The 12,139-nt window shown below is 71.5% G+C and carries 8 protein-coding genes; 3 read left to right on the top strand and 5 right to left on the bottom strand.

Annotation, left to right across the window (positions count from 1 at the left end; all coding sequences use genetic code 11):
* Positions 1 to 154: 154 nt before the first annotated feature.
* A complete protein-coding gene (locus ACIQMV_RS20960; RefSeq protein ID WP_402594563.1) occupies positions 155 to 1,360 on the bottom strand; it encodes a S8 family peptidase in 1,206 nt (401 codons plus the stop codon).
* A gap of 605 nt (positions 1,361 to 1,965) precedes the next feature.
* Between ACIQMV_RS20960 and ACIQMV_RS20955 the strand changes: the two genes are divergently transcribed.
* Together ACIQMV_RS20955 and ACIQMV_RS20950 are read left to right on the top strand one after the other, a co-directional pair.
* Positions 1,966 to 4,269, top strand: a complete 2,304-nt coding sequence (locus ACIQMV_RS20955; RefSeq protein ID WP_402594846.1) for an AbfB domain-containing protein — start codon at positions 1,966 to 1,968, stop codon at positions 4,267 to 4,269.
* Positions 4,270 to 4,308: 39 nt separating this feature from the next.
* The gene (locus ACIQMV_RS20950) at positions 4,309 to 6,153 is read left to right on the top strand and encodes a glycoside hydrolase family 76 protein (protein WP_402594561.1); all 1,845 of its coding nucleotides are present in this window, start codon (positions 4,309 to 4,311) and stop codon (positions 6,151 to 6,153) included.
* Positions 6,154 to 6,272: 119 nt separating this feature from the next.
* Here the strand turns inward: ACIQMV_RS20950 and ACIQMV_RS20945 are convergent, their stop codons facing one another.
* A complete protein-coding gene (locus ACIQMV_RS20945; protein ID WP_402594559.1) occupies positions 6,273 to 6,482 on the bottom strand; it encodes a hypothetical protein in 210 nt (69 codons plus the stop codon).
* Positions 6,483 to 6,759: 277 nt separating this feature from the next.
* Between ACIQMV_RS20945 and ACIQMV_RS20940 the strand changes: the two genes are divergently transcribed.
* A complete protein-coding gene (locus ACIQMV_RS20940) occupies positions 6,760 to 8,064 on the top strand; it encodes an MFS transporter (protein WP_402594557.1) in 1,305 nt (434 codons plus the stop codon).
* A 67-nt stretch (positions 8,065 to 8,131) separates the two neighbouring features.
* On the opposite strand, the gene ACIQMV_RS20935 is transcribed toward ACIQMV_RS20940, so the two are convergent.
* The 3 genes from ACIQMV_RS20935 to ACIQMV_RS20925 are packed head-to-tail and all read right to left on the bottom strand — an operon-like array spanning position 8,132 to position 11,839.
* Entirely contained in the window at positions 8,132 to 10,336 is a 2,205-nt protein-coding gene (locus ACIQMV_RS20935; RefSeq protein ID WP_402594555.1) for a xanthine dehydrogenase family protein molybdopterin-binding subunit, read from the bottom strand.
* Positions 10,333 to 11,322, bottom strand: a complete 990-nt coding sequence (locus tag ACIQMV_RS20930) for an FAD binding domain-containing protein (protein WP_402594553.1) — start codon at positions 11,320 to 11,322, stop codon at positions 10,333 to 10,335. Before ACIQMV_RS20930 ends, ACIQMV_RS20935 begins: the two co-directional genes overlap by 4 nt.
* Positions 11,309 to 11,839: a (2Fe-2S)-binding protein gene (locus ACIQMV_RS20925; RefSeq protein WP_402594551.1), complete on the bottom strand. Its 531-nt coding sequence runs from the start codon at positions 11,837 to 11,839 to the stop codon at positions 11,309 to 11,311. The genes ACIQMV_RS20930 and ACIQMV_RS20925 overlap by 14 nt, the downstream gene beginning before the upstream one ends.
* Positions 11,840 to 12,139: the final 300 nt, after the last annotated feature.

Here is a 12,139-nt window from a genome sequence, read left to right as displayed (position 1 = left end):
GTATGCGTCACAGGCGATCCGGGGCGGGACCGGCACGCCGGAGCGTGACCGCGCCCGGGGCTGCTCCTGGCCAAGAGCTGTCCGGTCGCGGCGGACAAGTGTTTCCCGGAGCCACGGACGGCTCCGGGAAACACTCGGTCAGAGGCTCAGAGGCTCAGGGCACGATCCGCAGGAGCTTGTTCGGCGAGCCGGTGCCCGGGCTGGTGACCACGCCCGAGGTGGCGCCGTTCACCAGAGCCGTGGAGACCTGCGCCGGGGTGGCCGAGGTGTGGCTCGCGAGGTAGATCGCGGCCGCGCCCGCTACGTGCGGCGTCGCCATCGACGTACCTGAGATGGTGTTGGTGGCGGTGTCGCTGGTGTTCCAGCCCGCCGTGATCGAGGAGCCGGGGGCGAAGAGGTCGAGGACCGAGCCGTAGTTGGAGTAGCTGGCCCTGGCGTCCGTACTGGTGGTGGCGCCGACGGTGATCGCCTCCGTGACCCGTGCGGGGGACGAGGTGGAGGCGTCTGCGCTGGAGTTGCCCGCGGCGATCGCGTAGGTCACGCCGCTGGCGATCGAGTTGCGTACGGCCGTGTCCAGGGAGGCGGAGGCCCCGCCGCCCAGCGACATGTTGGCGACCGAGGGACCGGTGTGGTTCTTGGTGACCCAGTCGACCCCGGCTATGACACCGGCGGTGGTGCCCGAGCCGCTGGAGTCGAGCACGCGGACCGCCACGATCCTGGCGTTCTTGGCGACGCCGTAGGTCGAGCCCGCGATGGTGGTGGCGACATGGGTGCCATGACCGTTGCCGTCCGACGGTGTGCCGCCGCTGACGGCGTCGTAGCCGTAGGAGGCCCGCCCGCTGATCTGGCTGTGCGTGATGCGGACACCGGTGTCGATGACGTACGCGGTCACGCCGCTGCCCGCCGAGTCCGGATAGGTGTAGGTGCCGGAGAGCGGCAGTGACGCCTGGTCGATCCGGTCCAGGCCCCAGGGCGCGTTGGTCTGGGTGGTGTTGTTGAGGTGGACCGTCTGGTCCTGCTCCACCGCGGCGATCGCCGGGTCGGCAGCGAGCCTCCTGGCCTCGGTCGCCGAGAGGTGCGCGGTGTAGCCGTTCAGCGCGCTGCCGAACGTCTTCTTCACGCTGCCGCCGTACTTGGTGATCAGGCCCTTGCCCTGGCTCGAAGCGGACGTGAAGCCCGCGTTCTTCTTGAGGGTGACGATGTAGCTGTCCTTGACCGCCGTGGGTGAGCCGGCGGCGAGCACTCTGCCCTCCGCCGGGGCGGCCTGGGCGGGAAGCGCGGTGAGTCCGCCCAGGAGAGCGGCGGTTGTGACGCCAGTGAGGGCGGCGAAGCGGATCTTCCTGCTACGCGGTGGTGCCATGTGAGGGAGTCCTCCTCAGGCAGGCGCGCCGGGGTGTGGCGCGCGTTGTGGGGGGTGCGCACGCCAAGGCGCACTCGCCCCTGGAGCGTTGCGTTCCGCCCAGGGACGAGATAAGCGTGTGGCAAACGAGCCGCAGAGGCAAGGGAGTTGAGGGGCTGTCACATAGGTGTCATGTCCATGAAATCTACGTGCCGTCCGAGGCGGTCGCCGACGGGGCCGGGGCTGCGGCGAGCGCCCCGGCCGCCGTCGACGGTCAGCGTTCCGACCGACCGTGCCGGCCGCGGCCTTTTCTTCAACTCCGGTGCGCGTGTGCTCCGTTGACGCCCTTTATGCACAGCACTACCGTTTGAGAGCGCTCTCACACCGCGTCCGCCCAAGCCCCCTGTACCTGTACCGCACCGGGCGGGATCACGACCCAGACAGGGAAACCCCTCCGGCGAGTCCGAGCCTTTGCCGTCGCGCGGGAGCGGGCTGACCTGTCGCGCGTGGAATGTCATGCACAGGACACCAACCCCCATAGGACGGCGGGAGTGACGACCGTGGCGAGACGCCCAACCCCCTGGAGGTTCCCCCTTCCCCGACCGCGGCAGGCCCTGCGGCGCCTGATGGCCTGCGGCGCGGCGCTGGTGGCGGCCGCCGCCGTGCTGGTCGTGGACGGCGCGGTGCCGAGCCGCGCCGCCACCGCGGCCTGGGCCCCCAAGCCCGCGCCGATGACGACGCCCTGGACCAACCAGGTCCCGGTCGACGCTCCGCTGCCGGAATACCCCCGGCCCCAGCTCACCCGCCCCGACTGGCTCAACCTCAACGGCATCTGGGACTTCGCGGTCACCTCCCGCGACGCCGGGCAGCCCGCCGCCTTCGGTGAACAGATCCGGGTCCCCTTCGTCCCCGAGTCCGCCCTCTCCGGCATCCAGCGCAAGATCACCCAGAACGACCGGCTCTGGTACCGGCGCACCTTCACGGTGCCCCCGGGCTGGAGCGGCCGACGGGTCCAGCTCAACTTCGGCGCCTCCGACTGGGAGACCACCGTCCGGGTGAACGGACAGCAGGCCGGGTCCGTCCACCGCGGTGGCTACGACGCCTTCTCCTACGACATCACCCCCCTGCTCAACGGCGGCACCAACACGATCGTCGTCTCCGCGTACGACCCGACCGAGACCGGCGGCCAGGCCATCGGCAAGCAGCGCATCCAGGACATCACCCCGCACGCCGGGCACAGCATCGTCTACACCGCCTCGTCGGGGATCTGGCAGACCGTCTGGCTGGAGCCCACCGCGGCGGCCCGCATCACCCGGCTCGACATGGTGCCGCGCCTGGAGGACAACACCCTGCGGGTGACCGTGCGCGCCGCCGGAGCCGACGGGGCGAGCGTCAAGGTCACCGTCTCCTCCGGCGCAACGCCCGTCGGCAGCGCCACCGGCACGGTCGGCGCCGAGTTCGCGGTGCCGGTGCCCGCCGCCCACCTGTGGACGCCCGAGGACCCCTTCCTCTACGACGTCACCGCCGAGCTGACCGGCAGCGCCGACGGCGACCGGGTCGGCAGTTACACCGGTATGCGGTCCATCGCCGTCAAGGACGTGAACGGCGTGCGCCGGCCGGTCCTCAACGGCCGGTTCGTCTTCCAGACGGGCACCCTGGACCAGGGCTTCTGGCCGGACGGCATCCAGACCGCGCCCACGGACGACGCCCTCCGGTTCGACCTCCAGAAACACAAGGATCTCGGCTTCAACATGGTCCGCAAGCACATCAAGGTCGAACCGCAGCGCTGGTTCTACTGGGCGGACCGGCTCGGGCTGCTGGTGTGGCAGGACATGCCCTCCATGGACAGCTCCAAGAGCCCGGACGGTGCGGCCCGTACCCAGTGGGAGAGCGAGTACCGCGCGATCATCGACCAGCACCGCAGTTCCCCCTCGCTCATTCAGTGGGTGGACCAGAACGAGGGCTGGGGCCAGTACGACCAGGCCCGCATCGCCGACATGGTCAAGGCCTACGACCCCTCCCGCCTGGTCGACAACATGAGCGGCGTCAACTGCTGCGCCGCCCAGGACGGCGGCAACGGCGACGTCATCGACAACCACAACTACGTCGGCCCCGGCAACACCCCGACCGAACCGGTGCGCGCCTCGGTGCTCGGCGAGTACGGCGGCCTCGGCTACCGGGTTTCCGGCCACGAGTGGTACCCCGGCGGCGGCTGGGGCTACGAGGACCAGCCGAGCCAGGCCGCCCTCAACGACCGGCTGGTCGGGCTGCTGGACGGCATGCGGGAGAACTCCATGCCCGCGGCCGGGCTCTCGGCGGCCGTCTACACGCAGATCACCGACGTCGAGAACGAGACCAACGGCCTGATGACGTACGACCGGCAGGTCGTCAAGGTCGACCAGGCCCGCGTCCGCGCCGCCAACCAGGCGCTCATCGCGGCCTCCCGCACGGTGGGCCCGCCGGTCGGGCTGCCGGTGGGGCAGTACGTGTCGATCCGCGTCACCACCAGCGGCTACACCAACCGCTACATCAGGCACTACGACGGGCTCGGCTACACGGAGGTGGTGGACGCGGCCGGCGGGACCGTGCTCAAGCAGGACGCCACCTGGAAGGTGACACCGGGGCTGGCGAACAAGCTCTGCTACTCCTTCGAGTCCCGCAACTACCCGGGCGAGTACCTGCGCCACCGCGACTTCCGCGTCCGGCGCGAGGGCGGTGGCGACACCGTCCACCGGGAGGACGCCACCTGGTGCCCCGTCCGGAACGGCAGCGGCATCCGGCTGGCGGCGTCCAACTTCCCCGGGCAATACCTGCGGCACATCAACGCCGAACTGTGGCTGGCCCAGGCCGGCGGCTCGCACGCCTGGGACAACCCGGCCACCTTCACCGAGGACACCACCTGGGCGATCGAGGCGCCCTGGGCCCCCTGAGCCCGGCCACCGCCCCGACGCGAAGAGGACGGACCCGACATGTCAGTACGTCAACATCGCATACTGAGCGGGCTGGTGGCCCTGGTGCTCGCCCTGTCCGGGCTGCTCGCCCTGCCCTCCCAAGCGCGGGCCGCGACGCCGGTGTGCGCGCTGGCCTGCGACACTCTCGACCCCTCCAAGGCGGCCCAGGAGACCTTCCCGGTTCCCGACCGGAACATCAACGGCCGGATCCTGCGGCTGCACGTCTCCGAGGCCGACAGCATGGCCTGGGCCAGCATCGACAACGGTGTCACCGGTGACGCGGTCTGGCTGGACCGCTCCTGGGACCGGGGCGCCACCTGGGAGGGACTGCTGGGCAAGGCCGCCATCCCCGGCACCTGGACCGGCACACGCACCCTCATGTACAACGTCACCGACCCGGTGGGACACCGGCGCGGCTGGATCCGGGCCTGCGGCGACGCGAACGCGGTCACCTGCACCGACTGGTTCCGCCCGCAGGTCTGCGACGGAGCCTCCTGCGACGGCGCCGACCCGGCCACCGCGGCCGGCGACGAGCAGCCGGTGCCGGCGACGACCCTGTTCGGGCGTGCCATCAGCCTGCACATGGACCAGCGGGGCGGCATGGCCTGGGGCGTCATCGGCAACGGCGGCGCGGGCGACGAGATCTGGCTGGACCGCTCCTGGGACGAGGGCGCGACCTGGTCCGAGGGCTCCTCCCTGGGCCGCACCTCGGTGCCGTCGGGGCGGACGGGCACCCGGACGGCCATGTTCGCCACCCGCGACCCGCGCGGCCTGCTCTACGGCGGGGCGGTCCGCGCCTGCGGCCGTGAGGCGGCGCACCAGGAGGGCAGTTGCACGGCGTGGGCCAGGCCGGTGCCCACCCGGGCCGGCGCGACGGCCGATGCGCTCATGGCCTCGTATCAGACCAACGAGGGCTGGTGGCGGAGCAGTTGGTGGAACTCGGCGGTGGCGCTCACCGCGCTGGTGGACTTCGCTCAGCGCACCGGGCGGCACGACTACGACTGGGCCGTCGCGCGCACCTTCGAACAGAACAACGGCGTCTTCCCGGCGGGAGGGCGCAGCTCGGACCCGGTCGAGGGGCACTTCGTCAGCCGGGCCGTCGACGACGCGGCGTGGTGGGCGGTGGCCTGGGTGGCGGCCTACGACTACACCCATGAGCGGCGCTATCTGGACGAGGCGGTCACCATCACCTCCTACGTCCAGCAGTACTGGGACCCGGGAACCTGCGGCGGCGGTGTCTGGTGGGACCGGGAGCGCACCTACAAGAACGCGGTGACCAACGGCTTGTACCTGTGGCTGGCGACGGCGCTGCACCAGCGGCTCACCGGTGACACGCTGTGGGGCGGCCGGGCGCGCACGGCGGCCGGCTGGTACCTGAACAGCGGGCTGATCAACGCCTCCGGTCTCGTCAACGACGGGCTGACCACCGGCTGCGCCAACAACGGCCAGACCGTGTGGAGTTACAACCAGGGTCTGGCGATCGGCGCCTTCACCCAGCTGTGGCGCAGCACCGGCGAGGCCCGGTACCTGACGACCGCGCAGCGCCTGGCCGACGCCGCGCTGTCGGCGCCGGAGCTGACGCGCGACGGGGTGCTGACCGAGTCCTGCGACACCGGCACCCGCGCGTGCGACGACAACCAGAAGCAGTTCAAGGGCATCTTCGTCCGGCACCTGGCCGACCTGGCGGACGCCACCGGCTCGGTGGCCTACCGGGCGTACATCGCCAGGCAGGCCGACTCCCTGTGGCGCACCGACCGGGATCCGCTGAACCGGCTCGGCCAGCGCTGGGCGGGCACCAGCCCGAACCAGTCGGACTGGCGTACCCAGGCCGGCGCCCTGGAGGCGCTCACCGCGGCGCAGTAGGGCCCGCCCGACGACCGCTGACACACCGTGGCCGTGCGGCCGTCCCACCCGGGACGGGCCGCACCGGCCGCTGTTTCGTGCCGCCCCGCCAGCCGTCGGGCGCGGGTGCTGCCGTCCGGTCAGTCGGGGAGTCGGTCGAGGACCCACTCCCCGATTTCGGCCGTCATGGCAGCGTGCGGGCCGTTGTCCGCCGAGAGCAGGAAATCGTCGAGACCGGACTCGTCCGGGGGCAGTTCGTCGATGTTGGCACAGAGGTCCCCCTGCCGGTCCAGGTCGCGGACGGCGACGGTGCTGACGGAGGGTACGCAGCACACGGCCCGGTGGGACATGTCGATGTTCTCGCCCGGCCGTCTGCCCGGTCCTTAATCGCCTTTCGTGCCCTGCCGAGCGGGAGCTAGTGTTCGCGCAGCGAGTGAATCACGAGGAGCGAAGACATGGTCGGTCGTCCGAGCGCGCGTTGACGTGGGAGGCCGTGAGCGGCCTGTCATCGCGTGCTGCCTTTGATGCGCGGTACAGCGAGCCTGCCTTTCCCGCTGCCTGAAATGGTCGGTGCACCCGTCGTGCGCCCGTTGGCGGGTCTCGTCTTCGGTTGTCCAAGGGGTCCCTGTGCCGTCCTCTTCCTCCGCTGTATCCGATTCCGGTCGACCCGTTCCGTCAAGCCTGTGGCGGGACGGCGACTTCCGCAGGCTCTGGGCGGGCCAGACGGCCTCCCAACTGGGCGAGCACACAAGTCTGGTGGTTCTGCCGCTCTTCGCCGTCCTGACGCTCGACGCCGGCGCCGGCCAGTTGGGCGCCCTGCGCGCGGTGGGGCAGGCGCCGATCCTGCTGCTGTCGCTCTTCGCCGGCGCGTGGGTGGACAGGTGGCGGACCCGCACGCTGATGGTGCTGACGGACGCCGGCCGGGCCCTGGCGCTGGGCGCCGCCGCCGTGGCCGGCCTCCTCGGTGGGCTCGGCCTGCCGGCGCTGCTCGTGGTTGCCTTCGCCGTCGGGGCTCTGTCCGTGTTCTTCGACGTGGCGTACCAGGCGTCTTTGGTACGGCTGGTGAAACGGGATCAGTTGGTGCGGGCCAACAGCGCGCTGGAGGGCAGTCGGTCCGCGGCGCAGATCGGCGGTCCCGCCCTCGGCGGTGCGTTGGTGTCTGTGCTGTCGGCGCCGATCGCCGCCGCCTCCAGCGCAGTGTTCTTCGCGCTGTCGTTCCTGTCGATCCGACGGATCGGTCGCCGCGAATCCACCCCGGAGCGCTCGGAACGTCCTCCTCGGGTCTGGCGGCGGATCCATGAGGGCCTCCGCTTCGTCGCCGGCGACACCTCACTGCGGACCGTGTGCCTCGCATCAGCCGCCTTCCAGTTCTTCTTCGCGGCTGTGATGACCGTCTATCTGCTGTTCCTGCCCCGGGACCTGCACCTGTCGGGCACCGCCGTCGGGCTGGCACTCGCGGCGACGGGGCCGGGCGCGCTCCTGGGCTCGCTGCTGGCCGCCCGCGTGCCGAGCCGCTTCGGACACGGCGCTGTGCTTGTGTCCGCGGCGGCACTCGGCGACGGCGTGTTCCTGTTTGTGCCCGCGCTGCACGGCTCCTCCGTGGTGACGGTTCCGGCGCTCCTTACGGTCAACTTCGTCTTCGGGACCTTCAGCCAGCTGGTGAATGTCACGATCATGGCCGTCCGGCAGACCGTCACTCCGGACGGGATGCAGGGCCGCGCGGCCGCGACGATCAACTTTGTCGGCATGGGGCTGACCCCGCTCGGCTCGCTGCTCGGCGGCCTTCTCGCGGAAGTGTGGGGGACGCGCACCAGCCTCCTGGTGACAGCCGCAGGCATGCTGCTGTCGCCGGCACTGATGGCCCTGTCCCCACTCGCCCGCCTGGGACGGACACTTCCCGCTCCGCCGGAGACTCCGGTCCCGTCCGGGTGACGGCTTCTGTCGCAGCGGGTCATTCCAGGCTCTGCGCCGCGACGTACCGGCAGCCGGCGACGCCGGCTCACAGGAGGGCGTCGAGGGTGATCGGCAGTTCGCGGAGGCGTTTTCCGGTGGCGTGGTGGACGGCGTTGGAGATCGCGGGCGCGATGCCCACCAGGCCGACCTCGCCCACCCCCTTGGTGCCGGTCGCGGTGCCGCGGTCCGGCTCGCCGACGAAGACCACGTCGAGCTCGGGTACGTCGGCGTTCACGGCGACCAGGTAGTCGGCGAACGTACCGTTGGCGACGCGCCCGGTGCGCGGGTCGGTGACGGTGTCCTCGTACAGGGCCATGCCGATGCCGCCGACCGTCCCGCCGATGATCTGGCTCCTGGCCGTCTTCGCGTTGAGGATGCGGCCGCCGTCGATCGCGGAGACCACCCGCGCGACCCGGACGAGGCCGAGGTCCGCGTCGACCCGGACCTCCACGAACTTCGCGCCGTACGCGCCGGCGAGGGACATGCCCAGCTCGGTGGCGACCGGGGGAGTGCTGGTCCCGTTCGCCGTGAGTTCGGACAGCCCGCGCCGGGCGAGGATGTCGACGTACGACTCCCCGCGGTCCGGGCGGCCCGCGAGGTGGACCCGCCCTCCGGTGGACTCCACGTCGTCCGGGGACGCGCCCAGCAGGGGCGAGTCGGCGTCGCCACGCGCGAGTTCCACGACGGAGCGCACCAGCCGCCGGCAGGCGTCGTGCACGGCGTTGCCCAGCGCACCGGTCAGGCCGGAGCCGCCCGCCATCATCGAGTTGGGCATGTCCGAGTCGCCCAGGTCGAAGCGGACCAGGTCCAGGGGCAGGCCCAGTTCCTCGGCGGCCAGTTGGGTCATCACGGTGTACGTGCCGGTGCCGATGTCGGTCGCCGCACTGCGCACCAACGCGCTGCCGTCGCTGTTGACGGTGGCCTGCGCCGCGCAGGGCTGCGCGAAGTACGGGAACAGCGCGCTCGCCATGCCGTAACCGACGAGCCAGTTCCCGTCGCGCATGGAGCGCGGCTCGGGGTTCCGGTCGGACCAGCCGAAGCGCCGGGCGCCCACCTCGTAGCACTCCAGGAGCGCCTTGCCGGACCAGGGCAGCCCGTTGCGCGGATCGACGTCCGTATGATTCCGCAGCCGCAACTCCAGGGGGTCCATGCGCAGGCTGCAGGCCAGTTCGTCGAGCGCCGACTCCAGCGCGAAGTTTCCCTGCGCCTCGGCCGGGGCGCGCATGGACGTCGGCACGGCGACGTTGATCCGCGCCTGCCGGTCCCGCGTGATCACGTTGGGGCACCGGTAGGCGAAGGCGGTTGCCGAGGCGAACGGCTCGAAGTCGTCGCCCTCCATGCTCAGGGAGCTGAGGCTGCGGTGGTCGAGGGCGACCAGTTCGCCGTCGCGCGTGGCACCGACACCGAGCCACTGCACACCGCTGGGGCGGTGCCCGACCGAGGTGAACATCTGCGGTCGCGTCAGGACCAGCTTGACCGGGCGGTTGAGCGCCCGGGCAGCCATGGCGGTCAGGATCACGTGCGGCCATACGCGCAGTCCGGCGCCGAAGCCCCCGCCGACATAGGGCACCAGGACCCGTACCGAGCTCTCGGGGATACCGAAGACCATGGCGAGGGTGGTGCGGACCATCGACGGCCACTGGCTGGTGTCGTGGACGGTGAGGGTGTCGCCCTCCCACACGGCGAGGGTGGCGAACAGCCCGAGCGGGTTGTGGGTGTTGTCCGCCGTGGTGTACGTGGCCCGGAGGGTCACCTCCGCGGTCTCCAGCGCCGCGGCGTCGCCGCGCGAGTGGTCCATCCCCCACGGGTCGACGAGTTGCTCGGCCCGGGGGTCCTGGAGGTCCAGCAGCGGCTCCGAGGCCTCGTAGTCGGCCCGCACCAGGCGTGCCGCGGCGGCGGCCTGCTCCGGGGTCTCGGCCACCACGAAGGCGATGTGCTGTCCGTGGTGGATGATCCGGTCGCTCCGCAGCGGTGCGGGCGTCGGCTCACCGAGCACCGTCGTCGGTCCCGCCGCGACCTCCGGGGCGTTCTCGTGGGTGAGTACGGAGATCACGCCCGGGGAGCTCTCGGCGGCCTCGGTGTGCACGCGGACGATCCGGCCCGCGGCGATGGTGCTCTGCACCACGGCACCGTAGGCCTGGCCGGGGACGCTGAAGTCCATGGGGTACGGGGCGGTGCCGGTGACCTTGCGCGGGCCGTCGACCCGGTTGATGCCCGCGCCGACCAGCGGCCTGCTCTCGACGGTGCTCATGCGCTCACTCCTGACACTGTCTCCAGCTGGCGCACCAGTGTGCGTCGGGCGAGCGGCACCTTGAACGCCGTACCCGGGACGGTCCAGGCGTCGCGCATCGTGGCCTCGGCCGCCTCCTGGAACGTGGCCGTGGTGGCCGGCGCGTCGGTCAGCACGTGCTCGGCCTCGTAGGCCCGCCAGGGCTTCGACCCCACCCCGCCCAGCCCGACCCGGGCCCGGCGGATCGTGCCGTCGTCCACGACGAGCAGCACCGCGGCCGAGGTGAGGGCGAACTCGTACGACATCCGGTCGCGGACCTTGAGGTAGCCCGACCGGGCGGCCGGCGGCGGCAGCGGGATCTCGACCTCGGTGATCAGCTCGGCGTGCTCCAGGACGTTCTCGCGCTCGGGGCTCTCGTCGGCCGTCAGGTAGAACTCCGTCAGCGGGACCGTCCGACGCCCCGACACCCCCTGGACGTGCACGACCGCGTCGAGCGCCACCAAGGCGACGGCGAGGTCGGAGGCGTGCAGCGCGATGCACCGCTCGCTCACCCCGAGTACGGCGTGCATACGCGCCACGCCCTCCACCGCGGCACAGCCGGAGCCCGGCGTGCGCTTGTTGCACTCGACGACCGTCGGGTCGCGGAAGTAGCGGCAGCGGGTGCGCTGCAGCAGGTTGCCCCCGATGGTGGCCATGTTCCGCAGCTGCACCGACGCGCCCAGCAGCAGGGACTCCCGCACCATGGGCAGCCGCTCGATCACCGTGGCGTCGGCGGCCAGCTCCTCCATCGTGGCGAGCGCCCCCACGTGGAGGGACTCGCCGCGGCGCTCGATGCCGTGCAGCGGGAGCCGGGTGATGTCGATCAACCGCGGCGGCTCCAGGACCCCGTCCTTCATCAGGTCGAGCTGCGTCGTGCCGCCCGCCAGGCAGGACGCAGCCGGGTCGTCCGCCAGCAGCCGTACCGCCTCCCGGGTGTCGGTGGCCCGTACGTAGTCAAAGCCGCGCATCGGGACCTCCCCCGGACGCCGCCTCGCGTATCGCGGCCACGATGTTGGGATAGGCGCCGCAGCGGCACAGGTTTCCGCTCATGAACTCCCGGATCTCCTCGTCGGAGCCGGTCCGGCCCTCGGCCATCAGCGCCACCGCGGACATGATCTGCCCCGGCGTGCAGAAGCCGCACTGGAAGCCGTCGTGCTCCATGAACGCCTGCTGCACCGGATGCGGCCCGTCGGCGCCGGAGACGCCCTCGATGGTGGTGATCGCCCGGTCCTCGGCCTGGGCCGCCAGGGTCAGGCAGGACAGCACTCTCCTGCCGTCCAGGTGGACCGTGCACGCGCCGCAGGCACCCTGGTCGCAGCCCTTCTTCGTGCCCACCAGGCCCAGCCGGTCCCGCAGGGCGTCCAGCAAGGTGACCCGGGTGTCCAGGCGCAGGGTGTACGACCGGCCGTTCACGGTGAGTGTCACGACCCGCTCGGTGACCACGGGGCGCTCCTCCACGCCCCGTTTGCTCGCCACGTCCCTCATCGCGTCCTCCTCCGGACGGGTCGGATACGACTCAAGCCCCTTCTGGGGGGCGGATCCGGTGAGTTGGTTCGTCAGGCGTCATGAAAGGCGGGATCGACCTTTTGATGTCAATACATCCGCCTTTCCTCTCAATATACGCCGCATGGGCGTTCCGGCACGGGGCCACCGGCTCCGCCTCCACCCCGGCCGCCACCAAGGCGGATGCGCCGATGGCCCAGCGAAATGGGGGCTGCTCGAGCCACGAGGTGAAGCGGACGCTCGCCACACCGGCCCCGGGCCCTGCCGCCGACCCGTGACGGC

Source organism: Streptomyces sp. NPDC091412 (genome assembly GCF_044756885.1).
Classification (GTDB): domain Bacteria; phylum Actinomycetota; class Actinomycetes; order Streptomycetales; family Streptomycetaceae; genus Streptomyces.
The sequence above is the reverse complement of the archived record's forward strand: the minus strand, read 5'-3'. Positions and strand labels throughout refer to the sequence as shown.

What these genes read in the sequence shown, in the direction of transcription:
- ACIQMV_RS20960 (WP_402594563.1), bottom strand. Translation starts at nt 1,360, where the DNA reads ATGGCACCACCGCGTAGCAGGAAGATCCGCTTCGCCGCCCTCACTGGC.
- ACIQMV_RS20955 (WP_402594846.1), top strand. Translation starts at nt 1,966, where the DNA reads ATGGCCTGCGGCGCGGCGCTGGTGGCGGCCGCCGCCGTGCTGGTCGTG.
- ACIQMV_RS20950 (WP_402594561.1), top strand. Translation starts at nt 4,309, where the DNA reads ATGTCAGTACGTCAACATCGCATACTGAGCGGGCTGGTGGCCCTGGTG.
- ACIQMV_RS20945 (WP_402594559.1), bottom strand. Translation starts at nt 6,482, where the DNA reads ATGTCCCACCGGGCCGTGTGCTGCGTACCCTCCGTCAGCACCGTCGCC.
- ACIQMV_RS20935 (WP_402594555.1), bottom strand. Translation starts at nt 10,336, where the DNA reads ATGAGCACCGTCGAGAGCAGGCCGCTGGTCGGCGCGGGCATCAACCGG.
- ACIQMV_RS20930 (WP_402594553.1), bottom strand. Translation starts at nt 11,322, where the DNA reads ATGCGCGGCTTTGACTACGTACGGGCCACCGACACCCGGGAGGCGGTA.
- ACIQMV_RS20925 (WP_402594551.1), bottom strand. Translation starts at nt 11,839, where the DNA reads ATGAGGGACGTGGCGAGCAAACGGGGCGTGGAGGAGCGCCCCGTGGTC.